This is a genomic window from Paenibacillus sp. GD4 (assembly GCF_030846225.1).
In the GTDB taxonomy this organism is placed as follows: Bacteria; Bacillota; Bacilli; order Paenibacillales; family NBRC-103111; genus Paenibacillus_G; species Paenibacillus_G silviterrae.
Window position 1 is genome coordinate 959,025 of the sequence record NZ_JAVCYK010000001.1, and the last position, 25,846, is coordinate 984,870.

23 protein-coding genes, 1 other RNA gene and 1 pseudogene are annotated in these 25,846 nt (G+C 51.0%); 8 read left to right on the forward strand and 17 right to left on the reverse strand.

Translation table 11 applies throughout. The features are described 5' to 3' along the window. Window positions 1-15: 15 nt before the first annotated feature. The 7 genes from RAC89_RS04510 to RAC89_RS04540 form a co-directional block, all read right to left on the reverse strand. Window positions 16-771, reverse strand: coding sequence for an HD-GYP domain-containing protein (locus tag RAC89_RS04510; RefSeq protein ID WP_306612057.1), 756 nt, complete (start codon window positions 769-771; stop codon window positions 16-18). A 111-nt stretch (window positions 772-882) separates the two neighbouring features. After that, complete coding sequence (locus RAC89_RS04515; protein ID WP_306612059.1) at window positions 883-2,502, reverse strand: stalk domain-containing protein; 1,620 nt, start codon at window positions 2,500-2,502, stop codon at window positions 883-885. 26 nt (window positions 2,503-2,528) lie between these two features. After that, on the reverse strand, window positions 2,529-4,619 hold the full coding sequence (locus tag RAC89_RS04520; RefSeq protein ID WP_306612060.1) for a FecR family protein: 2,091 nt from the start codon (window positions 4,617-4,619) through the stop codon (window positions 2,529-2,531). A 142-nt stretch (window positions 4,620-4,761) separates the two neighbouring features. Then, complete coding sequence (locus RAC89_RS04525) at window positions 4,762-6,594, reverse strand: CHASE2 domain-containing protein (RefSeq protein WP_306612062.1); 1,833 nt, start codon at window positions 6,592-6,594, stop codon at window positions 4,762-4,764. 143 nt (window positions 6,595-6,737) lie between these two features. Then, complete coding sequence (locus tag RAC89_RS04530; protein WP_284640907.1) at window positions 6,738-6,974, reverse strand: ferredoxin; 237 nt, start codon at window positions 6,972-6,974, stop codon at window positions 6,738-6,740. Window positions 6,975-7,113: 139 nt separating this feature from the next. Then, window positions 7,114-7,617, reverse strand: a complete 504-nt coding sequence (gene mobB / locus RAC89_RS04535) for a molybdopterin-guanine dinucleotide biosynthesis protein B (RefSeq protein WP_306612063.1) — start codon at window positions 7,615-7,617, stop codon at window positions 7,114-7,116. Next, window positions 7,614-8,921, reverse strand: a complete 1,308-nt coding sequence (locus RAC89_RS04540; RefSeq protein ID WP_306612064.1) for a DNA polymerase IV — start codon at window positions 8,919-8,921, stop codon at window positions 7,614-7,616. The genes mobB and RAC89_RS04540 overlap by 4 nt, the downstream gene beginning before the upstream one ends. A 187-nt stretch (window positions 8,922-9,108) precedes the next feature. Between RAC89_RS04540 and cimA the strand changes: the two genes are divergently transcribed. Then, window positions 9,109-10,728 carry a citramalate synthase gene (gene cimA / locus RAC89_RS04545; protein WP_306612066.1) on the forward strand — a complete coding sequence of 540 codons (1,620 nt, stop codon included), beginning with the start codon at window positions 9,109-9,111 and terminating at the stop codon, window positions 10,726-10,728. Window positions 10,729-10,789: 61 nt separating this feature from the next. Here the strand turns inward: cimA and RAC89_RS04550 are convergent, their stop codons facing one another. Beyond that, a complete protein-coding gene (locus RAC89_RS04550; protein ID WP_306612068.1) occupies window positions 10,790-11,332 on the reverse strand; it encodes a TlpA family protein disulfide reductase in 543 nt (180 codons plus the stop codon). 160 nt (window positions 11,333-11,492) lie between these two features. On the opposite strand from RAC89_RS04550, the gene RAC89_RS04555 reads away from it, so the two are divergent. Both RAC89_RS04555 and RAC89_RS31635 read left to right on the forward strand, forming a co-directional pair. Next, the gene (locus RAC89_RS04555; protein ID WP_306612069.1) at window positions 11,493-12,812 is read left to right on the forward strand and encodes an MFS transporter; all 1,320 of its coding nucleotides are present in this window, start codon (window positions 11,493-11,495) and stop codon (window positions 12,810-12,812) included. An 82-nt stretch (window positions 12,813-12,894) separates the two neighbouring features. Further along, window positions 12,895-13,308 carry a M67 family metallopeptidase gene (locus RAC89_RS31635; RefSeq protein WP_373430003.1) on the forward strand — a complete coding sequence of 138 codons (414 nt, stop codon included), beginning with the start codon at window positions 12,895-12,897 and terminating at the stop codon, window positions 13,306-13,308. A 39-nt stretch (window positions 13,309-13,347) separates the two neighbouring features. On the opposite strand, the gene RAC89_RS04560 is transcribed toward RAC89_RS31635, so the two are convergent. From RAC89_RS04560 to RAC89_RS04570, 3 genes are read right to left on the reverse strand one after another with little or no spacing between them, the layout of a single operon-like run. Then, complete coding sequence (locus RAC89_RS04560) at window positions 13,348-14,082, reverse strand: exonuclease domain-containing protein (RefSeq protein ID WP_306616044.1); 735 nt, start codon at window positions 14,080-14,082, stop codon at window positions 13,348-13,350. A gap of 9 nt (window positions 14,083-14,091) precedes the next feature. Continuing rightward, window positions 14,092-15,168 (reverse strand): DUF294 nucleotidyltransferase-like domain-containing protein, encoded by a 1,077-nt coding sequence (locus tag RAC89_RS04565; RefSeq protein ID WP_306612070.1) that lies wholly within the window; start codon window positions 15,166-15,168, stop codon window positions 14,092-14,094. Between the two features lie 35 nt (window positions 15,169-15,203). Next, window positions 15,204-16,598, reverse strand: coding sequence for an ammonium transporter (locus RAC89_RS04570; RefSeq protein ID WP_306612071.1), 1,395 nt, complete (start codon window positions 16,596-16,598; stop codon window positions 15,204-15,206). 354 nt (window positions 16,599-16,952) lie between these two features. On the opposite strand from RAC89_RS04570, the gene RAC89_RS04575 reads away from it, so the two are divergent. After that, on the forward strand, window positions 16,953-17,384 hold the full coding sequence (locus RAC89_RS04575; protein ID WP_284640916.1) for a MerR family transcriptional regulator: 432 nt from the start codon (window positions 16,953-16,955) through the stop codon (window positions 17,382-17,384). Between the two features lie 62 nt (window positions 17,385-17,446). Beyond that, window positions 17,447-18,127, forward strand: a complete 681-nt coding sequence (locus RAC89_RS04580) for a zinc metallopeptidase (RefSeq protein WP_306612072.1) — start codon at window positions 17,447-17,449, stop codon at window positions 18,125-18,127. 63 nt (window positions 18,128-18,190) lie between these two features. Here the strand turns inward: RAC89_RS04580 and RAC89_RS04585 are convergent, their stop codons facing one another. Further along, window positions 18,191-20,008, reverse strand: a complete 1,818-nt coding sequence (locus tag RAC89_RS04585) for an ABC transporter substrate-binding protein (RefSeq protein WP_306612073.1) — start codon at window positions 20,006-20,008, stop codon at window positions 18,191-18,193. Between the two features lie 130 nt (window positions 20,009-20,138). On the opposite strand from RAC89_RS04585, the gene RAC89_RS04590 reads away from it, so the two are divergent. Beyond that, entirely contained in the window at window positions 20,139-20,288 is a 150-nt protein-coding gene (locus RAC89_RS04590) for a hypothetical protein (protein ID WP_306612074.1), read from the forward strand. Here RAC89_RS04590 and gltC read toward each other — a convergent pair. Beyond that, a complete protein-coding gene (gltC, locus tag RAC89_RS04595) occupies window positions 20,281-21,180 on the reverse strand; it encodes a glutamate biosynthesis transcriptional regulator GltC (protein ID WP_306612075.1) in 900 nt (299 codons plus the stop codon). The genes RAC89_RS04590 and gltC overlap by 8 nt on opposite strands. A gap of 105 nt (window positions 21,181-21,285) precedes the next feature. Here gltC and tpx point away from each other — a divergent pair, with 105 nt between their 5' ends. Continuing rightward, on the forward strand, window positions 21,286-21,804 hold the full coding sequence (gene tpx, locus RAC89_RS04600; protein WP_284640921.1) for a thiol peroxidase: 519 nt from the start codon (window positions 21,286-21,288) through the stop codon (window positions 21,802-21,804). 94 nt (window positions 21,805-21,898) lie between these two features. Here tpx and RAC89_RS04605 read toward each other — a convergent pair whose 3' ends face one another. Further along, window positions 21,899-22,288 (reverse strand): DUF1499 domain-containing protein, encoded by a 390-nt coding sequence (locus RAC89_RS04605; protein ID WP_284640922.1) that lies wholly within the window; start codon window positions 22,286-22,288, stop codon window positions 21,899-21,901. A gap of 426 nt (window positions 22,289-22,714) precedes the next feature. Between RAC89_RS04605 and xylB the strand changes: the two genes are divergently transcribed. Continuing rightward, window positions 22,715-24,247 carry a xylulokinase gene (xylB, locus tag RAC89_RS04610; protein WP_306612078.1) on the forward strand — a complete coding sequence of 511 codons (1,533 nt, stop codon included), beginning with the start codon at window positions 22,715-22,717 and terminating at the stop codon, window positions 24,245-24,247. A gap of 106 nt (window positions 24,248-24,353) precedes the next feature. Here the strand turns inward: xylB and RAC89_RS04615 are convergent. The 3 genes and pseudogenes from RAC89_RS04615 to RAC89_RS04625 all read right to left on the reverse strand — a co-directional run. Continuing rightward, window positions 24,354-24,695 (reverse strand): annotated as a pseudogene (locus RAC89_RS04615) (transaldolase family protein); the annotation flags it as partial. A 10-nt stretch (window positions 24,696-24,705) separates the two neighbouring features. Then, window positions 24,706-24,887: non-coding RNA, 6S RNA (gene ssrS, locus RAC89_RS04620), on the reverse strand. Between the two features lie 78 nt (window positions 24,888-24,965). Continuing rightward, on the reverse strand, window positions 24,966-25,781 hold the full coding sequence (locus RAC89_RS04625) for a YesL family protein (protein ID WP_306612080.1): 816 nt from the start codon (window positions 25,779-25,781) through the stop codon (window positions 24,966-24,968). Between the last annotated feature and the right edge of the window lie 65 nt (window positions 25,782-25,846).

Here is a 25,846-nt window from a genome sequence, read left to right on the forward strand (position 1 = left end):
AGGGGGTGCACCTCACTAAGGCAAAAGATGCTTTTGCTCCTCAATCATATCCAGAAGGTGCCGATCCTTCTCGTTCATGAAGTAATTTTTCTCCAGCATGACACTTTGGAACGCATCCACCACCATGGGATCAAAATGAGTGCCTCGACAGCGGATAATCTCGTCCACGCCTTCCTTGTAGCTTCTGCCTTTAGCATACGGCCTATCGGTCGTCATCGCATCGAAAGCGTCCGCGACAGCTACAATACGTGCGTAGAAAGGGATTGCTGTCCCTTTCAGCCCCTCGGGATAGCCCGAGCCATCCATCTTCTCGTGATGGTATTTGGCTACCTGTGTAGCCTGGATCATCCGCTCCTCCGGTTCCACTCGAGAGAGAATTCTCGCACCGATCGTCGTATGGGAGATCATGACTTGAAACTCCTCCTGGTTTAAGCTGTCTGACTTCAGAAGAATGCGATCCGGTACACCGATCTTGCCGATATCATGCATGAGCGCCGCTCTGTGAAAATGCTTGCATTCCTCTTCGGATACCCCGAGCTTACGGGCGATCCATAAGGAGTATAGGGCAACACGTGACGAGTGTCCAGCTGTATAGGGATCCCTGGAGTCTAGCGCCAGAACCAAAGAGTGAATCACACTCATGGAGAAAGGATGATCCTCTTCCGAGGTTCCCCGGTTCAGCTCAGTCGCGGATTCCAACAGCAATAGCAGCTCCCTATTCGTTCGTTCCAGCTCTTCTATTCGTTTCAAATAAGGTGCGATATCCGTCACGTGTTCACCTCCCGTCCTGCAGCATAGTTTTTCTTATCATAGCCGAAAAGACCTAATCTGTGAAGAGCGGCAGACATAAGCTCCTACAGCCAGGCCTTTTCGATTGCTGCTTTATGGCTTGATCGTTGTTTTTTCGCGGATAATGGCCGTTCGCGTGTCATTATGCCACTGTACATCCAAGCCGATCTCTTCCGCAAAGAATCGAATCGGAACATAGGTACGGTCCTCTTTGATGTACGGTTCTACGTCCGTTGCCTTCTGCACGGCCTCTTTTCCTTCTTCCATGCGCTTGATCCCGGTTTTCCCTACATAAAGCTCGATGGTCTGGCCATCCTTGGAAAGCTGCACTGCACGGGTATCATCATTGAACGTAACCTTATAACCGAGCGCTTCCGTAATGAGGCGAACAGGAACCATGGTACGTCCTTCCGAAATTTCCGGCTGCGCATCGAACTGGACCCATTGGGAGCCAAGAACGACCTTCACGCTGTCATCCTTCGGCAGCCCGGCAGGAAGCTGATAAAGGCTTACGCTGCGAAGCTTATTGTTAAATGAATCTGCCACGACAACGCTTCCGTCAGCCAGTACGGCCACATCCGTCGGCTTATGGAACCCGGCGCCGCGGTCAATGCCGTCCAATTCCCCGGACAGCAGATTGGAAGCACCGGCAAGTGTAGTGACTTTACCATTCGCCAGATAACGAACTGCATTGTTGCCGGAATCGGCAATCAACAATCCGCCTTCGGCCGTCAGGGCTAGGCCTTGAGGAGCGTTGAACAAAGCTTTAAGCGCCTCACCGTCAGCATAGTCGCCTGGTGCAAACAGCTCTTTTTTCTCATAAAGGCCTGATTTCGCTTCGTTGACGCTGCTTCCCGCTACCGTGCTAACCTTGCCTTGCACCAGATCAATGTAACGGATTCTTTGATTGCCTGTGTCACTCACATAGAGATTGCCTTTGGCATCCAAAACCAAAGAGGTCGGTTCGTTAAACTTAGCGGTTGCCAGACTTCCATCCGAATAATCGCCGGCCGGAACTACCTGCCCCGGAGATACTTCTATAAGTCGAGTGGATAAGGCATTCAGCGTCTTGACCTGTCCTGCAGGCGTGATGCTACGAATGACATGATTGAGGGAATCCGCCACGTAGATCGTTCCGTCCGCAGCAACAGCCACATCGGTCGGATAGTAAAGCTGAGCTTCCTTGCCTGCCCCATCCTTATGGCCAAGCACACCCGTACCCGCTACCGTCGTCACTTTGCCGGATGCGTCGATTTTACGAACGGCATGATTGCCGGCATCCGCTACATAGATATTCCCGTTGGCATCTACAGCGATTCCCTTGGGCTCGTTGAAGAGCGACAGATCCTTCTTCTCGTCAAGCATGCCGCCTTCAGGGAAGCCTTTGGCATCCTTGTGGACGTAAATTCCAGCGAAGTCGCTAACCTTCCCGTCCTTCAGCTGTTTGATCTTGTGATTGCGGGAATCGGCAAACAAAATAGTACCGTCCGGAAGCAGTCCCAAGCCGGCCGGGGAACGGAACGTGGCTGTAAGCCGCGCTCCGTTATAATCGCCGAAGCCCCCAAGTCCCGCCATAGTGTTAACATTCGTCAATATCTGATCGTTGCTGCCGATGACCGCATCTTTCTCCAGGGATGCCCCGTAGGCCGAGGAGCTGCCGAACAATGCGGAAGCAGCAACGAGAACCGCCAACAATCTTTTTGAATTTTTCATATGTTCTCCTTTCACTTGCTTGCACCTTACTTCATTACGGTAACGGATTGCTCGCTACCCTCAGCAGGCTGATAAATAAACACTTCATTACCGGCCTTATCTACGACCTTGACATAGATCAGCTTCACCATGCCAGAATTATTGGCACCGCTAACCGGGGTCAAGGTAATATCGGCAAGCAGCATGCCTTCCTTAGGCACCGCGATGTTCTGAGGTTCCACCGTGCTGGTAGAGCTCATGAATTGCGTACCCGCGTAGATCAGCTCACTCTGAGCGCTCCCTTTAACCTGACGTACCGTTTCAGCTGTTTGTGCGCCGTTGAACACCGTATCCGGCTGATCGGACCATTCATTATTCGCGGTGCCCGTATATGTAAAGGCGTTATTGTCATACAGCAGATGTGCTTCTACCGCATATAAGCTTTTCAAACCGTTAAAGTTCTCCAGCGTAATGGCAACCTTGCTGTTTCCGCTGTTGGTCAGCTTTACGTTCGGTATCACCTCGAAGGTCGGAATGTTCACCGAGCTGCTGGACAAGCCCGAGCGAACCGCTTTAGCTGTGAGTCCGCTATACATTCCCGCCTGGAGAGACAACTGCAGGGATACCTCTGTCGCCGCGCCTAAACCATTCACCTGACCAAGAAGATTTGTGCCGTAGTATACCTGTACCACTGCATCCGCCTCAGCTTTGAACTTCAGAACGACCGGATTCGCCGTTGTTGTGAGGGTAGAAGTTACCGTCGGAGCTGCGGGTGTTGTGCCGCCGGAATTTGTGCCGCCGTCGGAGCCGCCTGAATCGCTTCCGGACTGACCTCCCGTTTGGCCGCCTGTCTGTCCGCCCGTTTGTGTCCCGGTCTTTCCTCCGGACTGCTCAGAAGTATAATCTTGCAACGCTTGCTTCTTCTGATCCTCAAGCGCCTTCTTGTTCTCCTCGTCCTGCTTTCGCTTCGCTTCTTCAATTTGTTTCAACAACGCAGACAGACGCTGCTGGTTTTCCAGAAGCTTACGCTCTTCTTCCTGCTGGCGCTTCAATAGTTCTTCCGCCGCTGCGGCCTCCTGGGCCTTTCTCAATCTTTCTGCCTCAGGGTCTTGTCCGGCCGTTTTATCAAGCTTCTCTATCTTGGATAAATCAATTTTTTTCAAAGGATCTTCAATTTTCTTGTTCGCTTCATCGATCGTTTTCTGTTCAATCTTCTTAGCATCAATGGCATCCTTCGCAATGTTGCCGACGATATTATCAAGGTTTTTGGCCACCTTGTTCAATTCATCCAGATCCTTAATGAACAGCGTGCTGTCAGCCGGCTTGATTGCACCTTGCTGCAGCTGCTGCTTCTGCTTCTCGAGAAACTCCTTGTTCTCTTGGTCGATCTCCGCCTTATTCTTGATGATCGCTTCCAGCACCTTCGGCGGAGCTTGCTTAACGAGCTGGTCCACATTGATGAATTCGACCTTTGTTTTTAAATCCTGTACCTCATCGCGTTTCGTAAGATTAATCTGTTGAGCAGGATAGACAAGCACCTGCTTGGCCTCCTGAAGGGACGTTTTGAGTTCTTCGCCCTCCTGCGCCGTTACGGTTTTGGCCTGAACTACACCCGCCGCTACAACCATTGTCGTTTCGCCGGTTTTCTTATTAATAATGGTGAGGAAGTGCGTGCCTCGAACCCCCATGACCGCTGTCGGGGTTTGAACCTCGAATTCATCCTCAGAGCTGACAAGCGATTTGACCTTGGCCCAGACCGAGCCGGACCAAGCCTTCAGCTTGGACACCTTACCTCCGCCATCTGTAGTCAGCTCCGATATGTATACTTCGGAATCTTCGCCGATCGTTACTTCATCCGCCATGTCAACGACCTTGAGAGCCACAGATGAGGATGATCCCGTAATGATCATGTCCCCTTGGTTCAAGGTCATATCCGTATAGACGGAATAGGACTTAGAACCCCCTGCCTTTTTCACCTGCACATCCCCGGTAACCTCAGTGACAACCGCCGCGCGTACCGACTTGGCATAAGCTGCCGGAGCAAAAACAGTGATTAATGTAGATAAAAACAGGGTGGCTGCTGTAAATAATGATAGAAAAGCTCTGAAATCTTGTAACCTAAGCTTCGTTCTCCCCACGATGATACTCCTCTCCCATTCCATATTCCAAAAAAATCGACAAACTTGCACATTCTAGTTCTATTCTAATTTTTGTCATTCCAAGATTCAATGAAACTTTTCACAATTTCGAAATATAATTTCACGTCAATAACCGGCTATGTCAGGAAGCTTGATCTCCTTTGGTTTGGGCCGAAGCAGGGGCCCCTTTCACACCCAATACCTCGAACAGCTTCAACGGCACGCTTTTCCCCTTCATCAGCTTTTCGCCGGCGAAATTGTACTCGAAATACTCTTTGGTCAGCTCGTATGTGGCCTCCGACACGAGAACCTGATTCGGCTGCGTATTCGATTCGATCCGCGCTGCCGTATTGACGTTATCGCCGATGGCCGTATAGTCTACCCGCAGATACGATCCGATGTTGCCTACAACGACATCCCCTGTGTTGATGCCGATCCCTACGCTGATAGTGACGCCGTACTTCTCTTGAACGTCGGCACGTACCTTTTCCATGCCCTTCTGTATCTCATATGCGGTCTTTACCGCATAGTAAGGATGATCCGGCACATCCAGCGGCGCATTGTACAGAATCATCGCCGCATCCCCGATAAACTTATCAATCGTACCGTGGTTCTCCAGCGCCCGCTCCGTAATGAGGTTGAACATCATATTCAGAAAGTCAACGACCTCCTCCGGCTTCAATCGCTCCGAAAGCGGCGTAAAGCCCCGTACGTCCAGGAACAGCACCGTCAGCTCCTTGCTGATCCCGCCAAGCTGGATCTCTTGCTCGCTGGTTGCAATTTCCTTAACCAAATCAGGAGAGATGTACCGCCCGAACTGTTTCGTTATGTAATTTTTTTGCTTCGTTTCGAAGTATGTTTTCATCGAGATATTGCCGAGGTATGCGACGATGCCGCTGACAACCGCGAACATCACATCCACATATTGATCGGAGTAAGCAAAGATGACGTATTGGCCGGCAAACAAGATGACGGTTGCGACGAACACCAGGACCACACCGGCAATCGCCTTCAGCCGCCAGGTGAAGATTCCGAACAAAAGAATGATCAGTGCCGCTAATCCAAGAGGAAGAAGCTCGTTCACCGGAGTGATGACTTGATTCTTGAGAATTTGATTCAAAATGTTTGCGTGAGCATAGACCAGATGCATGTGATTCTCGATCGGGGTAATCCCTTCATCGGAGCCGGGAGCCGTATAGCCCACAAGCACCAGCCGATCCTTGAACGTCTGTGGAGGCACGCTGCCGTTCAATACTTTGGCGAAGGGGATCGTTTCGAAGTCAAATTCCTTCGCATCCCATCGGATGATCATCTCCGATTTGGGCCGCTCGTCGATCAAGGGCAAATCCAGAAATTTGCTGACATCCGCGCCGGCCAGCTGTGCGACCGCAAGAGCCATTGAAGGAAATACTCCTTCCGGCGTATTGATCTGCAGCCAGTTCGAGCGCACCACGCCATCGGTATCAAATGTCGCATTGATGTGCGCTTTATTCACATAAGGCCGGAAGGCGGGAATCGGCTGCTGAATCGTTTCCACCGATAACAGTTCTCCCGACTTTACCTTCAGGGAACGGTCGAATGTCCCTTCCGTATTGGCATGCGACGGCAAAACGATATTGCTGTGCTTGGACAGCTCGACGGCAAGCGCCATATCGCTCTCCGGCTTGCTCTCGGTGTACAGCTCGATATCGAAGGCGATCACCTTCGCCCCCGCCGCCTCCAGCTGACTGATCAGCTTGGCATACACCGAGCGGTCCCATGGGTAAGGCCCGACTTCTTTGATCGACTGGGAGTCAATCCCTATAACGACGATATCCTCATGCGGCTCTTGACTCATGGACGTCGACATATTGAAATCGAATACCTGATTCGATAGCACCTTCAAGGAGCCCGTCAGCAGCATTACCAGACACATCAATACAATGAATCCATTCCCTAAAACAATGACGCCAGACTTGCTGACCCCTTTCTTCATGACAGCCCCCTCATTCGTGCTTATTGCTTAATATCTTACCATAGAAATAGGAAAAGAAGTTAAAAAAAATGTAAAAACAACACGAAAAAAGCCCGTTTCCTTCACGGAAACGAGCCTTATCGGGACTATGGAACTAGTCACTATTACTTATTGAAAGGAGCGTCTGCTACCTTGATGGAATCAGTAGGGCAGCCGTCTTGTGCATCTTGCAGATCATCGTAAAGATCTTCAGGAATTTCTGTGTTACCTTTGTTGCCGTCGCCGTCATAGATTACTTCAGCGAGACCTTCATCGTCGTAATCGTAGATATCAGGTGCAGTTGCGCCGCAAGCGCCGCACGCGATGCAAGTTTCTTTTTCTACCCAAGTATATTTCGCCATGTTCAAAAATCCTCCCTTAATTGTCTAACCTCATCCTAAAATATAATATAAAAGCTTCCAAAGTTCAAATAGAAAGTAGCTAAGCTATTGATAACCAATCGTTATAGGGCTGATTAGCAACACTTAATCCGCTGAACCGCTAGGTTTTCAGCTGCATTCTACTTTCAATAAATCTAGCGATGGCTGTAATGTCGTCAGGATGAAATACCGGAACCTCCGGTACCGTCTTGGCATCCCCGGGGCAAGGCGTGACCCAAGCGATCGGACCCGGGCTCAGCTTCTGCACGATGCTTGCTTGCTCCGCATCCCTGAAAATCGCCAGCTTCGGATGGCCCTCCTGCTTGAAGCCTTCGACAAGGATCAATTCCGCATGCTGCTCCGCATGCTCCAATACGTTCTTCAGGCTAATGGCCGGTTTCGTAAACGAAGCGACCCGATCCGGGGAAACAACAAACACCGCTGATGCGCCGGAGGAAATAAATGCGGCCGAATCCGTACCCGCGACTTCTTTATAATGCCCATGTGCATCGTGCTTAATTACGGCCACCCTAAGACCATTTCGCTCGAAATACTCCGCCAAACGAGTGATGAGTGTTGTCTTCCCGCTGCCGGAATAGCCTCCGAAGCCGATGACGGTTGTCATAGCTCTTCCTCCCAACCCTTGTCCTTCAAATGATCCATCTGCAGGGATGTGCCTCTCAGCCTTTTATTGCGGATGAGGGTCGACGGATCGTCTCCCAGCATCCCCGCCGTTAGAATGGCTCCCTCCCCGAATTTATCGCGGATGGCGTCCATCGCCTGGGTTAGCTTTTCCTTCACGGGCTCCTTCTCGTAATCAAATAAATCGAGCTGAAGCGCCGTCTCCTTCTTCGCCGATAAATTTTGTAGCGTCACTCCCAGCAAACGTACGGGCTTCCCATCGGGCCAATGCTGCTCGAACAGCTTACAAGCCGTATGGTAAAAATCCTCCCTGCTCTCCGACGGCTTAGGCAGCTTCACGGCGCGTGTGATCGTCTTCATGTCAGGATCGCGGATTGTGATCTGCACGGTATTCGCCATGAGTGCCTGCCTTCGGAGCCGCCGGCCGACCTGATCGGCGAGATTGAGGAATACACGGGCAATGTCCTCGCGCCGCGTATAATTCGTAGGCAATGTGGTCGTATGGCCGATTGATTTGCTCTGCTCCTGCTCCGGGTTAACCGGGGAGTCATCCTCTCCGTTGGCAGCTCGTTTCAAAACAGGACCCATGATCCCGAAGCGCTCCGACAGAAGCCGCTCGTCCGTTTGCGCCAGCTGACCCAATGTATGAATGTTCAGCCGCTTCAGCTTCTCGGCCGTCTTCCTGCCGATCCCGTACAGCTGCGCGCAAGGCAGCGGCCACAGCAGTACGGGGACGTCACGCTTTCTGAGCACCGTAAGCCCGTTCGGCTTCTTCATATCCGATGCCATCTTGGCCAGCAGCTTGTTCGGCGCGACGCCGATGGAGCACGGCAGCTGAAGCTCATTTCGAACGCGCGATTGAATCCGTTCCGCAATCTCAAGCGGCGTTCCGAATTGCTTGGAGCCCGTTATATCCATGTAGCACTCATCGATGGACATCGCTTCGATCATCGGTGTATATTCGTAAGCTATTTGCATGAAGCGCTTGGAAAACCGCCGGTACAGCTCGAAATCGGGAGCAATAAGCATCAGCTCGGGGCAAAGCTTCAACGCTTCCCTTACCTGCATGCCCGTTTTTACCCCAACGGCTCTCGCGGCATAGGAACAGGTTACTATAATGCCTCTGCGCTGCTCTACACTGCCCGAAACGGCAATCGGCCTGCCGCGGTATTTATCCGGCTCCACGGCTTCATGCACCGAGCAGTAGAACGCATTCATATCCATGTGCAGGATTACTCTACCCTTGACAGGATAGCTGCTCTCCACATCGGAGCCTTTCAAATGCATGTCACACCAGCACCTTACTATTGAGACTTTCCTTCCTCCTAAATCTAGTCTATACTTGGCCCCGTAAGGAAATCAAGGCAAACCGCCTCTTCTATTTTTGCGAAAAACATACCCTTTCATGTAAATTTTGTGCTATAATTATAAATTATACTTAGCGCTTGCAATGGAAACGTCAGGAGGAAGGTAGATGAAAAGCACGGTTAAAATCTTTGACACAACCTTGCGTGACGGCACACAAGGGGAAGGCATCAGCCTGTCCGTGGAAGATAAATTGAAAATCGCTCTGAAGCTGGACGCTTTAGGCGTTACTTATATTGAAGGCGGCTGGCCCGGAAGCAACAACAAGGACATTGAATTTTTCAACCGCGTGAAGGATTTACCTTTAAAGCATGCGAAAATCACGGCTTTCGGCAGCACTCGCCGCAAGGACACACTCCCCGAAGACGATGTGAATTTGAACCGGATTCTCGAGGTCGGCGTTTCCGTTGCCACCATCTTCGGCAAGTCGTGGGATTTCCATGTACATAAGGCAATCCAAACGACCTTGGAAGAGAATCTTTCCATGATATACGACTCCGTCAAATACTTGAAGAGCAAAGGCCTTGAGGTTATTTATGACGGAGAGCATTTCTTTGACGGCTACAAGAACAACCCGGACTATGCACTGCAGACGATTAAGAAAGCCGAGGAGGCCGGTGCGGACTGGATCGTGCTTTGCGATACAAACGGAGGGTCCCTCCCTCACGAAGTGACGGAAATCGTTACCGTAGTGAAGCAGACGGTCAAAACCCCAATCGGCATTCACGCCCATAACGACTGCGAGCTCGGAGCAGCCAACAGTTTAGCTGCCGTAATGGCCGGCGCTACTCAGGTACAAGGAACGATCAACGGATACGGCGAGCGCTGCGGCAACGCCAATCTGTGCTCCGTTATCCCGAACCTTCAACTCAAGCTGAAATACGATGTCATTTCCGAGGAGCAGCTGGCAAGCCTCTCCAGCGTAGCCCGTTACGTTAGCGAGGTGGCCAACATGCACATGCCGGTAAACCAGCCTTTCGTCGGCGCTGCGGCATTCGCCCATAAGGGAGGCATTCATGTTTCCGCTATCCTGCGTCATTCCAGCACTTATGAGCATATCACTCCGGAGCTGGTCGGGAACAAGCAGCGCGTCTTGGTGTCGGAGCTGGCAGGGCAAAGCAACCTGGTCTTCAAGGCACAGGAGCTGGGGCTCGACTTCGATATCAACAATGCGCAAACCAAGCAGCTGATCGAACAGATCAAAGACATGGAGCATCAAGGGTACCAATTCGAAGGCGCCGACGCCTCCCTTGAGCTGCTCATCCGCGATGCCTACGGCAAATTGGAAGAAGTCTTCACTCTCGAATCGTTCAAGATTATGGTCGGTAAATCCTCCCCTAATCAAGCGGTCGTATCGGAAGCGATCGTCAAGGTTAAGGTGCATGGCGAAACCATCTACAACGCGGCCGAAGGGAACGGTCCGGTCAACGCTTTGGACAATGCCCTGCGCAAGTGCTTGATTCAGCATTACCCGGGAATTCAGGATATGTACTTATCCGACTACAAGGTGCGCGTCTTGGATGAAAAGGATACAACAGCTGCGAAGGTTCGCGTACTAATTGAATCCACCGACCAGAAGTACACATGGAATACGGTTGGCGTTTCGGACAATATTATTGAGGCCAGCTGGTATGCGCTGGCGGACAGTTTTCGATATGCTCTGATGGGGCAGCATCGAATCGAACAGCAGGAAGAAGCCCGAGAGCGACTCGGGCTGGTAAACCATTAAGAAATGGAAGCTCCGCATGGGCCATGGCCCATGCGGAGCTTTTTTGCATGCCGCTTGAAGCTTATGCTCCGATTAAACGCTGAATTTTTTTTTCAAGCTCTTCCGGCGGGAGCACGTGAATGACTTCTACCAGGTTGCCATTTTTATCAATAAGGAAGCTTGTCGGAACAAACATCAGCCGATAATCGTCGGCCGCTTTTCCCTGGATATCGAACAGCACCGGAAACGTAAAGCCATATTGCTTTGCGAATTTTTTCGCATTTTCCACCCGATCCCCTTTGGTCACATTCACCGCATACAGATCGATCCGGTCGCTATATTTGGCGTACATCTGCTGCAAACTCGGAGCTTCTTCATGACACGGCCCGCACCAGGAGGCCCAGAAGTTTACCATCAGGGGCTTATCGCGTTGTCCTCCTACATGAAATTCCTTTCCTTGTGAATCCTTCAATACAAAGCTTGGTACAGGTCTCGCAATCGCGACTTCCGGCGGCTTCTTCGCCGCGGTCATTTGTACTTGCGCGTGATCCTGCTTTACAGTCTGTAGGATGGCCATGGTTGCCAGAAAAACGGCAATCAACATCAAGGGTATTGTCTTTTTCATTAGCTCCTCCCGCCGATGTTCGTTTTACCCTCAGTATCCCCGATTTTTGCCCAAAGCTTTCACGGCGTCTCCCAAAACTCGGAAAGAATGACAGCATTCCTACATGGGTACATTATCACTGACCTGAACTACATCCAGCTGTAGAGGAGAAGAGATCGGCATGGAAAAAACAAAAGCAAAACGGCTAATCATCGGTTTCGACCGCTCAGATGATGAAGAAGAAGTATCCCCTCCTTCAAAAACCAAGAAGCAAGGGGAGTCTAAGAAAAAGGGCGAATCCAAAGGGCTGATCTGGGAGTTTATCGCCATAGCGACGGTACCTTTGGTCCTTGTGCTGGGGAACTCGATGCTCGTGCCGATTTTGCCCGAGATGCAGGAGCGGCTCGGCATCAGCCAATTTCAAAGCAGCCTCGTGATTACGCTATTTTCCGTTACAGCGGGGCTCGTCATTCCCGTTGCCGGCTACTTATCGGACCGGTTCTCGCGCAAGGCTATCATCATTCCTTCGCTCATCATTTATGGCGCAGCGGGAGTATTAGCAGGCTTCGGCGCCGTCTGGAATTCGTATACAGTCATTATTATCGCGAGAGCGATACAGGGCTTCGGCGCTGCCGGGACAGCCCCGATAGCTATGGCCCTGGCCGGCGACTTGTATAAGGGAGCAACGGAAAGTAAGGCGGTCGGCCTTACGGAAGCATCCAACGGGACGGGTAAGGTCATCAGTCCGATCCTCGGTTCCTTGTTTGCTTTAATTGTATGGTACGCGCCGTTCTTTGCTTTCCCTGTGTTCTGTCTCATTTCCATCCTGGCGGTAATATTTTTACTGAAGGAGCCGAAGCGTGAGAAAGCTCCGCCGAAGCTTAAAGAGTATATTCATACGATTGGAAATACGATGAAGGAAAAGGGCCGCTGGCTGATCACCTCCTTTTTCGCCGGTTCTCTTGCCTTGTTTATTTTGTTCGGTGTGCTATTCTACTTGTCCGATATTCTGGAGGCACCTCCCTTTAACATCGATGGTGTCAAAAAAGGCTTTGTTCTCGCGATTCCCTTGCTCGGTATGGTCATCACATCCTACACAACCGGTTCTCTCATCAAAAAGAATGGGACGTTGATGCGCTGGCTTATGAATATCGGGATGCTCTTAATGTCCGTATCGCTCGGTCTTTGTATTTTCATCAATCGCGATAATCTGTATTTGTTTATCGGGCTGCTTACCTTAAGCAGTATCGGAACCGGATTGCTGCTCCCTTGCTTGAATACCATGATCACCGGATCCGTCAAGAAAGATCAGCGCGGGATCATCACCTCGTTATACAGCAGCTTACGGTTTCTCGGGGTTGCGTTCGGACCTCCGCTGTTCGGCTGGATGATGGAGATCTCCGATCGAATCGTGTTCATTACGGTTACGGTTCTGGCTGTCATCACCTTGGGACTTGTCTTCTTCCTGATCCGGCCGAAAGGCACCTTGGAGGAAGCCTAGTCAAAGCGTTCCGGCTATTGTATAGTGGATATATACATGATTTCGGACAGGTGAACGAATGGCGATTCGCGAAAAATGGGGCATGTGCCCCGAAGTCATCAACGGGATTTTGACTTATTGTATACAGCAAAAGCCGCATGAAGCATGCGGCTTTGTTTTTGGTACGAAGCGAGAGGCTTCGGACATCCGGTATAAGATTCACGAATTCATGCCCGTTACCAACTGTGCCCGAACCCCTGAGACACACTTCGTTATGGCGCCCGCTCAGGTCATAGCTGCACTGTCAGAGCAAAGAGACGACCGATTGCTTCTAGGCATCGTCCATTCGCATCCTAGTGGACCCCCAATCCCTTCTGCTATGGATCTCAGTACTCCCTGGTATACCTTGCCCAGCCACTGGATTATTTCTCTCCAAGAAACCGGCACTCCCTCGATGCGGGGATACCGCTACACATCGGGGGGCCAATATGAAGAACTGGATTTTACTGTGAAATAAAACAAAAAAAACACCTCCAAAGTAATAGCTTGGGGTACTCTAGTGATGGCTTAAGCGGGCGTACAGATCGCCCAAGGTTGCAATATTTTTCTCTCTGATTTCCTTCAGGAAGCAGCCCCAGAGCTTGGCAGTCATCCGGGAATCCTCCAATGCATGATGACGCATGGAAATTTCAATACCATACATATTCAGTAAAGTATCCAGGTCGTAGCTTGGAAGCTTGGGATGAAGCCACTTGGCAACCATCATGGTATCCAGCAATCGATGGGATAGGCTCGTTTTGGATGTGCGCCATAATGCGGAATTCAAAAAGTGCTTATCGTGTCCGGAGCCGTGGGCGACCAACACCTTCTTTTGAACAAACTCCAGAAAGCCGCGCAGTGCCTGCAACAGATCCGGAGCATCCATGGCCATTTCGTTCGTTATCCCCGTCAACGCTTCAATCTCTCGCGGTATGGCCCGCTTCGGATTCACCAGACTATAAAAGGCTTCCCCTTCCAGAATGGTGTCTCCCTCCACGGCTACAGCCCCGAAGGATATAATTTCATCGCCGTTATACGGCGAAAAACCGGTGGTCTCCAGATCGAAAACCACCAGTTCTACCGTATCCAATGAAATGTCGTAAAGAGAATTGCGCCGCTGCTCCTTCATTACGGAACGAATGAATGCCATTTGCTGAGCACTTTGCACATCAAACATGGATGTTATGGCAGGAGTGATCCCTCCCATTTTATACAAATGCCACATTCTCCCTGCAGGCCTCATGTCCTTCATTTCGCTCACCTAACCTTTGTCTATCTCATTATGAACGCTTTTTTTGACATACTTTTGCAGCTCCGCTCCGATGCGAAGACACAGCTTCAAAGCAGCTACTCTCTCCTTGGTCAGCTGCTCTGACGTCAGCTTGCCGCGTGTCGTATAATGACCGTCCTCCACCTGATACGGTGTCAGCGATCTCAGCTGGAGTGCGATCGACCAAGCCTCCAGCCAGTCTTGACCGATCTCCTCCTCAACGAAGCCGCTCGCCATCAATCCCTTGATCCGCTCCTCCGTGCCCGAAGCCCGCAGACCCGCTTCGATACCGAGCAGCCGGATGCCGTTCACAATGGGAATGTAAGCACCATACTTGATATCCACTCCGCCGGCGTCTTCCCCGTAACGTTCTTTAATCAGCTGCCCGAATAAACCAAGCGACACCTTGTGATGCAGCGTGTTGTGCAGCATATGCTCAAGCAAGGCAGGCTTACCGGCAACCTCACGATAAAGATCATCCAGCACGCTGTTTCCCAGCATCGGCTCCCCGTACAGCGTTCGCATATCGGCGCCGATCAGCAAATACCGGATATTTTCCCAGTTAGGCTCTTGCAGCCATTCGCGAAACATCGCCCGATAGCCGCTAAGGGGTTTTCGCCATTTATCGTTCGTGCATATGACACCTCCGCTGCAGGGAGGATAGCCTGCCTGCTCCAGGCCTTCCGTGATCCGAATCGACAGCTCGGTAAAATATTGCTCAGCCTCGAAAGCTTGCGCTTCATCAACAGGATCATCGTAAATGAGCCCGTTGTCTTGATCGCTCCATAAGGTTTGCTCCCCGCGACCGCCGCTGCCAAAGAGCAGGAAAGCATAAGGCAGCGGAGCCGACCGGCCGGCCTCTTTCATCTGAGCTTCCGCGAGAACGACTACACGTCCAATGATCAAATCGTGAACTTCGTTTAAAAGCCGGTTCCAGGTTAGCGGAGACATAGAGAGGAGATGCCGCTGAAACTCCTCATGCAACCGATCGCGCTCTGTCCTAAGCTCCCCTATGCCGGATGCCTCGGACAGCAGAAGGCGAATGGGTTCTAATGAGAGAAGTTCCATAGCGGCATCCCCTTTTGCGAAAAATGTTGTTGCTTTTATATCGAGTGGCTCGCGTTACCTTGAGCCGCTTTTTTCATTTGCTCCGGATATCCGTAAGTACCGTGCTCGGACAAGTCGAGACCGATAATTTCCTCTTCCTCCGTTACGCGAAGACCCATCGTTACTTTGAGAATATACAGGATAATGAAGGAAGCGACAACAACGAAGGCGAAGCAGGACACAATACCAAGCGCTTGCACGCCAAGCTGATGAAGTCCGCCGCCGTAGAACAAGCCCGGCTGACCTACGCCTACCTTTTCAACGAGCTCCGGAGAAGCGAACAAACCGTTGGCAAGAGTTCCCCAGATCCCTGCAATACCGTGTACGGAGAAAGCGAAGATCGGATCGTCAATTCCCGCCTTTTCAAACCATTGTGCTGTAAAGAAGGTAAGAATACCGGCAACGGCGCCGATGATGATTGCATCTCTAACGGAAACGAAGGCGCAAGAAGCTGTAATGGCTACCAAGGCTGCCAATACACCGTTCAGCATGCTTGGGATATCCGCTTTGCCGAAATAAATCCATGCGATAATGATTGCTGCAATACCGCCTGCGGCAGCAGCCATATTTGTTGTCATAGCGATGTATCCGAAGAAGCCGTCGCCCATAGCGCTCAGTGTGGAGCCCGGGTTGAAGCCGAACCAGCCGATCCAAAGAATGATCACGCCGAGTACGGATAATACTTGGTTATGGCCTGGAATCAAGTTCGGAGTCTTATCCTTATTGTATTTCCCGATACGAGGCTTCAGCATAATGGTTGCAACGAGAGCTGCAGTAGCACCGGTCAAGTGAACTACGGTAGAGCCTGCGAAGTCCTGCTTGCCGTGGCCTGCCAGCCAGCCGCCGCCCCAGATCCAGTGAGCAACAACAGGGTAAATCAATACTGTAAACAAAATTCCGAAGATAAAGTAGATGGACAGCTTAGCCCGCTCGGCAAAGCCGCCGAAGCAGATAGCAAGAGATACTCCGGCAAAGGCCAGCTGGAATAGGAACTTGATTCCGATCGGAACGTCGGAGGCGGATAAGGCGCCGTAGGCTGCGGCGGCTTGCTCTTCCGTACCGTTTACAAAAAATCCGGTCATCCCTACAAAACTGTTCCCATCACCGAAAGCCAATCCGAAGCCGATGGCCCAGAAGGCGATGGCACAAATGCCGAAGGTGAATACGGTCTTTCCGGCAACGTGCCCGGCATTCTTCATTCGAGTCGACCCTGCTTCCAATAGGGCGAAGCCGGCTTGCATGAAAATAACCAGGATGGCTGCCAGCATGACCCACACGGCGTCAACTGCTCCTTGAAGCTGAGTAACGGTAGGACCCTCTTCTGCAGCGAATGCCATGCTGGGAGCCAGCAGGGACATGAGGCCGATTGACATGAGCAATTTCTTAAACATGTGACCACTTCCTTCTTTAATGTTAGTTTATATAACATCTTTTGAAAATCTTATTGTCATTATATACAGGGGAAGTGTATTTGACAATAGGTTTTACACGAAAATATATTGAAAAACGAAAAATAACCTAACATGAAACAGACATAATTCGGCTTTTTCGCGACTTTTTCAATATTTATCAAATTTTAACAGACTAAATCTAACATCAAACTATTTTTGAGTTCGGTTTAAGACGATGTCATGAACCTGCCTTATTTTTCTGAAGTATAACGTTTGACTGTATGGTTTCAATTCGATATCATGATACTAAAGAATGTATCTTGTACATAAAATGAGGTGGAAGACCATGGGGATATGAAGCTATACAGAATCGGTGAGCTGGCACGCTTATCGGCGGTCAGCCCCAGAACGATCGACTATTATACGAAGCTCGGACTCATAGAACCGGAGAAGCGTTCCGACACGAATTATCGACTATATAATGATGAAACCTTGAAACGGCTGAAACGTATTGAACAGATGAAAAGGGATAAATTTACCCTTGAGGAGATCAGGCTGAACATTCGGCAGTTGGACAAAGTAAGTCACGACGAGATCGTGACAGATAAGCTGACATCACTATCTCACCTCCTTCAGCAGCTTGAGAAGGAAGCGAAGGAAATCGGACCGCTCTTGGAGAAGCTTAAGCCCTCGCAGCTTAAGAATCTGAATAAGATGCTGACCCGTCCGACTGCAGCTTGTATTGAAGCACTGCTTCTTCTGATCGGGAAAGGCCCCCTTTCGTAACCGACGAGCTTCATTAAAAGGAAGCTTTTCTTACTTCAATACAATAAAAGGAGTGTAGAGCAATGTTATTCACACCGTGGACCATCCTGATTTTGGCCGCCTTCGGACTTAGCATGTGGGCCAGCTTCCGCGTTCGCGGAACGTTCAACAAGTTTTCCGACGTACCTGTAGAATCAGGTCTCACCGGCTACGAAGTAGCCCGCCGCATGCTTGATGAGAACGGGCTTTACGATGTGCCTGTAGAAGCTGTGCCCGGCGCCCTGACAGACCATTACGACCCTATCGCCAGAGCGGTTCGCCTGTCCGAGCCCGTCTATTATGAAAGATCAATTTCCGCCGTATCGGTTGCGGCTCATGAGGTGGGCCACGCCATTCAGCACAAGGTCAGCTATCCGATGCTGGTTGCCAGACACAAGATGTTTCCTATCGTGAACTTCTCGTCGGGGATTGCTCCATTTCTTCTGCTCGGAGGCTTCCTTTTTAAGTTCTCCGGCTTGATTTTGCTTGGTATCATCTTGTTCAGTGCAGCCGTCGCCTTCCAGTTGATCACGCTGCCTGTTGAGTTCAACGCTTCCTCCCGTGCACGCGACAACATGGTTGCAGCAGGCTTCATCCGCAATCACGAGGAGAGCGGGGTTTCCAAGGTGCTGAATGCAGCCGCCCTTACGTATGTAGCCGCGGCTTTGATTTCCGTGCTCCAGCTCTTAGAATATATCTGGATCTTCAATCGATCCGACGATTAAGTACAACACCAAAAAGCCGCCCAGCACCTCTTAATCATGAGGCCGGACGGCTTTTTCCAATTATCAGCTCTCGAAGGAGGGCTCAAACCATAAATCCCGAAAGTGCACCCAGCCAAGCGAGTTGAGCGATATATTTTTTAACGAAGGATGCAGAACGGTCCTTTGGCTTGTATGAAACAAAAACAATATATAGGACTGCTCCGATATTATTTGCTGTACCTTGCGCAGATAGTCTTTTCTCGTTAAGGAGGAACCCTCTTGGTACAGCCTGTCGATCAACCATTCGATTTGCTGCTGCACATCTTTACCCAGATAAGGTCTGACACAGCTGTTATCCGCCAAGAAAATCTCGATAATGGACAGCTCGGGATCATGGTCCATCACATTACAAGACATGCTTACATGAGCCTCGGCAAGAAGCCTCGCTCTCTCCTCATGCTCGTAAGGAATCAGAAGGAGCTCCGCCTGAATGCCCATCTCACCCCATTGCCGCAGAATTTCCTCCGCTACCTCCTGAAAGGAGGACGATATAGCGAAAAGCAGCCTCTCACCCGTATAACCGCTCTCCTCCAGGCACTTCCTTGCATACACCGGATCATATTGCTCATCCGTATCGCTTCTTTCACCCAATTGATCATAAAACCAGCGAGCGATGGCGGCCGTTCCTTCCCTCCCCTTCATCGATTCAATCAGAGCGCGCCGGTCCAATCCGTGCAGACAAGCCTTACGGAAGCCCAGCCGCTGGTGACACCCTTCCCGCCTCAAATTAAAAGTAAGAAACGTACAATCGCGGCCGATCGTCTCCACCACATTCCAGCCACTTGGGACCTCGCTTGCGGACTTGCCGACGTGATAGCGCATCTGGTAGGATACCGGCTCCAGATGACTTGCCTTCCGTTCCAGCTCCGGTGTGAACCATACCTCAATCCGATCCAGATGCGCTCTCTTGTCATAATACCTCGTAAACGCCTCCAGAACGATCATATTCTCGTCGTGCCGGACGACCTTGAAAGGCCCGGTTCCTATCGGTTGGCGGCGAAAGACATCTCCCAGCTCCGTTACCGCATCCTCAGGAACAATGGAAGCCCGATCGAGGCTTAAATGATGGAGAAACAGCGGATTGGCCCGCCGAAGACGAAAGAGCACCGTATACTTATCTAGGGACACAATCTCCTCCACTCCTTCGAAGAGCCAGCGGAAGGGCGAGTTCCCTTCCTCGCCGCGCAGGCGCTGAATGGTAAAGCGGACATCATTAGCGGTCAACTCCTTACCATGGTGAAAATATACCCCTTTGCGGAGATAGAAGGTCCATTCCGTGTTAAGCGAATTGCTGTTCCAGTAATGTGCCAAGCCCGGCTCAATGGTGTCCGTCTCATTGTTATAGTTCACCAGCGTATCAAAAATTTGCCTGGCCATTTGGCATTCAATGACAAAGGTCAAATGTGCAGGGTCCAAGCACGGAATCGGCTTGCAATAAGGCAGCCGAAGCGTATCCAGCGTCTGTTCGTTGCGCACCTCCGGCCGATAGCCGAACATCGTATCCAGCCAATAGGCGAACTGCTCCTTTACGTAGGGCAGATGCGCCTGCTCCTCCAAATAGGCGAAGGCCTGTTGAATGACACCTTTTTTCACATACGCTTGGGCTGTTTGTAGTGCTACGGTTTCGGCCTTTATCAAAAAAGTCAGCTTGGACCGGTGCCCCCTCCCTCTTCCGGGCTCCCAACGAATCCAGCCTTCCTGTTCCATACGTCTGAGCACCAAATTGACATTCCTGGCCGAGCACTGAAAAATATCTGTGAGCTCCGGCAGGGTGATCTCAAAGGGCTCCTCCTCTGCCACGGCCGTATATTGCTTGCGAAGCTTTAAATAGTAATCATCCACTCTCCAACCCTCCATTCCCCAAAAGATGAAGATTTAAAATTAATGCTACAATTTTCATTCACCTTTAGCAAGCTATAATGAAATTAAACCTAGAAAATATAAATTCGGATTATGAAGGAGGCGCTTCGCCATGCTGTCACCGTTACAATTGGAAATGGAAATGCAACAAAACTCAAGAGAATATGAAGGGCGTAATAAAAAAGGCGGAACCCCCAGTTTACAGGCTCCGCTTGTCTCATGGTTTACTATCGTTATCAGCACCGGGCTATCGATTATGTAAGCTTACGATCCCGGAAAAAATCGAGCAGAAACCGTCGAAACACTTCGGCGACGAGGGGAATCCGTTCCCCTGTCCGCTGAATCAGCCCCACGCTTCGCGTTACCTGAGGCTCGATAACACGAACCTTCGCCGGCTGCAGCTGGCTGATTTCCGTTAACGCCATCTCAGGCAGCAGACTAACCCCCATCCCGGCGGCAACCAAGCCGCGAATCGTATCCGTCTCCTCCCCCTCAAACCCGATCTGCGGCACGAATCCGGCCTTGGCGCACGCCTCAAACACAATGGAGCGCAAGGAGTATTCCTCGCTAAACATAACGAAGGAATCATCCTTCAGCTGCTCCAGGCGAATCGATTGATGCTGGGAAAGCACATGACTCTGCGGCAAAATGGCGTAAAGCTCCTCCTGCAGCAGCAGCTCCCCGCTCACGTGCTCATGCTTCTCGGGAAAAGGTGAAATGAAGGCCAGGTCGATTTCGCCTTTCATTACATCGCGGATCAAGCTGTTATAGGTGCCTTGGCGGAGCCGAAACTTTACATTCGGATGATCCTTTCGGAACTCTGCGACGACGGTTGGCAGTAAATAGATGCCAAGACTATGGGGAAACCCGATACGAATCTCTCCGGCCTCCGGGTTCAGGAATTCATGAATTTCACTTTTCGCCCGCTCCAGATCGGCCAGAATCGATTCCACCCGGTCGAGAAACAGTCTGCCGACCGAGGTTAATTGCAGGTTTCGCCCCTTCTGAATGAACAGCTGAACCCCCAGCTCCTCCTCCAGCTGGTGGATTTGGCGGCTTACGGCCGACTGCGCCACGTGAAGCTCCTCTGCCGCTTGCGTGACGTGCTGTTTCCTGGCCACCTTCACAAAATATTGAAGCTGTCTTAATTCCAAGTAAATCTTCCTCTCAAATTGGACAAGTTCCTTGCGTTAAGTTTATAATAAGTAACGGTGAAATACCAATCATTCTCAGGTACTTATAAGGAGGCCAACGTAACTATGGCACAAGAGCGTACAGGCGTAGCAACGCTGAAAGGCAATCCGATCACTCTCGTCGGACCGGAACTGAAAGTCGGCGACAAGGCTCCCGACTTCAAAGTGAACAAAAACTTGCTTGAAACAGCTTCCCTTGCTGACTATGCAGGAAAAGTGAAGCTGATCAGCGTAGTACCTTCCTTGGATACAGGCGTGTGCGATGCCCAAACTCGCCGTTTCAACGAAGAAGCAGCAAAGCTCGGCGATAATGTTGTTGTCCTGACGATCAGCGTGGATCTTCCTTTCGCGCAATCCCGCTGGTGCGGTGCCGCAGGCATTGATAAAGTTGTTACTTTGTCCGATTACAAAGAGCATTCCTTCGGTACGGCATACGGCGTGCTGATTAAAGAGCTGGCTCTCGATATGAGATCCATTTTCGTAATCGACGCTAACGATACTATTCAATACGTAGAGTACCTAAGCGAAATGACCGAGCATCCGAACTACGAAGCAGCGATTGAAGCTGTGAAGAAGCTCGTTTAATATCGGCAGCGCACGCGTTGCGCAACCGAGCATTTCTGCACAAAAAAACAGCCGGAAGCCTCGTCTTCCGTGCTGTTTTTTCGTTTCAGACAGATTAATCATTGATTTTATATGCAGCAAGCTTCTTGTCGATGTGCTTGTAGATGTCGAGAATCGTCCGATAATTGGAGCCCAGATCACCTAATGAGCCGCGCGATGCGGAATAAATATCAACCGCCGTCTTCAGGGGGTTGATGCCAAATAGGGTCAGCGTAATATCCTGTGTCCTGCCTGTGATCGTTCTCTTCTCGACCACGATCTCCCCTACGCTTCTCACTTCATGAAGAAGCTTGTACCCATTAAGCTTCTTGAACATGTTGATGATTTCATCCCATGCCTGATCCATCGAAATTTTATAATAGCGGGTTTTGAGCGCCGGATCCTTCGCTTTCTCTCCGGTAGTTTCATGACTGCGAATCAGTCCGATCAAGGTACGCTTCAGCAAAGCTTTCCCTCCTATTTAGTTTGCATGCTCCCCCTGAAAATAACGAAAAGATAAGGTAAGCACACCCATTGAAGTTATTTGTTTCTAGTACGTCATGCCTATCCGGTAACACTATCTTTTATCATATCACTGTTTTCATGTAAGAGAAAGAGGTAATGGAGAAGTAAGCCAACGATTTTCACTGGTTTTTTTCATTACTTAGAGTATATCGAACGAGGCATAGGGCTATGCCAACGAATTTTATCCGAAACGACAAGATGGATTTCTTCATTCCACTTTAGGTGAAGCAGTGCTTGTTCATGGTAAAAAATAAATTTGTATCTGCTCCGGGGAGAAGCAGGATTTTCATCGTTCACTGCGAATAGTATAAACTAACATTTGTTTATTCATTAAACAAAGTAAGTATCCTTCGTGGGGTGAACCGATATGTCTTATTTTTTGGGGATTGATTTAGGGACTTCTGCCGTCAAGTGCATTCTCGTGGATGAGCAAGGTACCGTTAAGGGCAGTCACAGCGTGGAATACCCGCTGCTGCAGCCGCAGCCGGGCTGGGCGGAGCAGCAGCCGGAGGACTGGTGGAACGGAAGCAGCACTTGTATCCGCGAGCTTCTGGAGAAATATCAAGTCCGCGGCGAGGAAGTAGCCGGCATCGGGCTTTCCGGGCAAATGCACGGCTCCGTCTTCCTCGATGCCGAGCTGAATGTGGTCCGCCCTGCCTTACTCTGGTGCGACCAACGGACGGCGGAAGAGTGTGAATGGATCGAGCATGTCGTTGGAAAGGAAGAGCTCGGACGACTGACGGGCAATAAAGCGCTGACCGGCTTTACGGCACCGAAGGCTGTGTGGCTGCGGAATCACGAGCCGGAAAATTACCGGCGGACAGCGCATCTGATGCTGCCGAAGGATTATGTACGCCTGCAGCTGACCGGAGCGTTCGGCATGGATATGGCCGACGCCAGCGGCACGCTGCTGCTGGATGTAGCGAACCGCCGCTGGTCTTCCGAGGTGCTGGAGCGGCTGGCCCTTCCTGCGGAATGGCTCCCGCCGCTCTTCGAAAGCAACGAGGTGGCCGGACACGTGCTTCCGGCCGCAGCGGCGTTGACCGGACTGACGGCCGGAACGCCGGTCGTAGCCGGTGGCGGCGACCAAGCCTGCGGCGCGGTCGGCGTTGGGGTTGTGCGCGAGGGGATCGCGTCCGTCGCGCTCGGCACCTCCGGTGTCGTCTTCGTACATGACGACACCTATCAGGCAGACGAGGAATGCCGTCTGCACTCGTTCTGCCACGGCGTGCCGGGCAAATGGCACCGCATGGGCGTAATGCTGGCCGCCGGGGGCTCCTTCCAGTGGTGGAAGAACCACTTTGCCTACGAAGAGCTGGAGCAGGCCAAGGCGGAAGGCCGGGATGTTTACGAGTATTTAACGGCATTGGCTGAAACGGCGCCGTTAGGCAGTGAAGGCTTGCTGTTCGTTCCTTATCTTACGGGAGAACGGACACCGCATCCGGACCCGAAGGCCCGCGGCGGATTTATCGGCCTCAACCTGCGCCATACGAAAGCGCATTTGACCCGTGCCGTGCTTGAGGGCATCACGTTCGGGCTACGGGATTCAATGGAGCTTGTGAAGCAATCCGGCATTGAGATTAAGGAGCTTCGCGTGAATGGCGGAGGTGCCAGAAGCCTGTTCTGGCGCCAAATGATCGCCGATATCTTCGGCTATCCTGTCGTGACGGTCAACTCCACGGACGGCCCGGCCTATGGTGCGGCAGTGATGGCAGCCTCTGGCGTTCTTCAGCGGGACATCTCCTCCCTCTGCGAGGCATGGATCCAGGTGGTAGACCGCGTTGAGCCGAATGACGCCAATCGTCAGCGCTATGAGGCTTACTACCGTGTTTACAGGACGCTGTATCCGACTCTAAAGGATACGTTCCACCAGCTCAGCGACCTGGTGAACGAAAGCTGAGCTTCCCCACAGCAAAAACCCGAGCTCCTATCACATCAGGGGCTCGGGTTTTTCATTTTTATTTAGAAGCTCGAGTGGTTCGCCGCTTTCCAATCCGCCAGAAAACCGCTTCAATCACATACGTAGTTGTGCGTACGCTTACCGTTATGATTTCGGAGGAAAAGTTATGTACCTTGAAAATTTGACTGATCTCCTTCGCGCCCGCTCTTGCCGCCAGAAGCGCCTGAGGCGAACTGAAGATCAGCGTTACGTTCGTCTTGATTCCGAGCTCTGAGAGGCGCCTGGTGGCCTTTAAACCGTCCGCAGTCATCGGCACCTTGACGATGATGCCTTCACCCAGCTCAGCCAGCTTTTGTCCCTGCTCCACCATCTCATCGGCATTCAAATGACTCCGCACTGATCGGCATGTTACTCGCTATCGGCTAATTACCTTCACCGTTGCAAAATAAATGCGCACAAAAAAACCCGCGAATGCCGTCCGGTCTAGTGTTTCAAACCCGCTCTCGCAGGTGGGTGTCCGCAGAACCGAATTTGAAGTCCCTTTTCGAGGGCAGGTCAGCAACGGTTCGATGTAGGTCTCCCTAGAAACAGTCATTGGTTCAAAACAACTTTAAGACCGTTACGTACATCGCAGGATTTTGTTGTATCCCTATTATAGGGTGTTCCGGGTTGAAAGTAAACCTCCGAGTCCGCATCAGTTGCTGGGATTCACGGCAATTTACGGTTTATCGGTATTAGTATGATCCACAGGATTGATTTTATTCTCCGACGACGAGACGACTTCCGCCGGCTCCTCAAGCTCCTTCTCTGAGGCTGCTTCCGCTTCCTTGTCCGCCAGCTGCTGCTGCTTCTCCTGCAGCTTGCCGAAGATCAGGTTAAAGTGCCAGAAGGACACTACCGCTACCAAGCTGCCCATAAAAAATGGGATCAGAAAGGTAAACTGCGTAAAGCTGAAATACATGATGACGCCGTTCAGCACAAGCATGGAAATCGAACGAACCGGATTGCCGATCGTAATCAGCAGCGCATTCTTGATGATCTGCCAGATCTTCATGTGAAGATGCGACAATATCGAAAAGAAATGGAATACCGAAATGAACAAGAGCCCCGTAAGCGATATCACGAGAAAGCGCAGGACGCCGAAAGCACCCGCTTGTGTACCGTAAAACTTAAAGTTCGTATACAGAATGACCCCGAGCAGAACATAGATCAACCCGCCAAGCATAGCCTGCACATAGTTTTCCTTGTAGCCGCGAAAAAAGGTTTTGAACAGCGGAGCATCCTCCTCACCGGTCAGCCATTTACGGGCGACGGTAAACATCGCTGCAGTGGACGGAAACAGAAAGAAAGGAGCGACGATCGCCATTAATAGAAACGTTTGCAGAATTTGTTCCGTCGTCTGGGCTTGCAGTAAAATCAGCCCCAGCAGGAAGAACGGAATACCGCAGATAATCCATAAGACGTTAATGACCGAGAGACGCATAATCCACTCGGATATTCGGTAAAACCCGCCCATTATGCCTCGAAATTCCAATATGATGCCCTCCTTCAGGTATATCGTCTATTATAGCGTATTTTGCCGCTCCAAGGTAGCCGAGC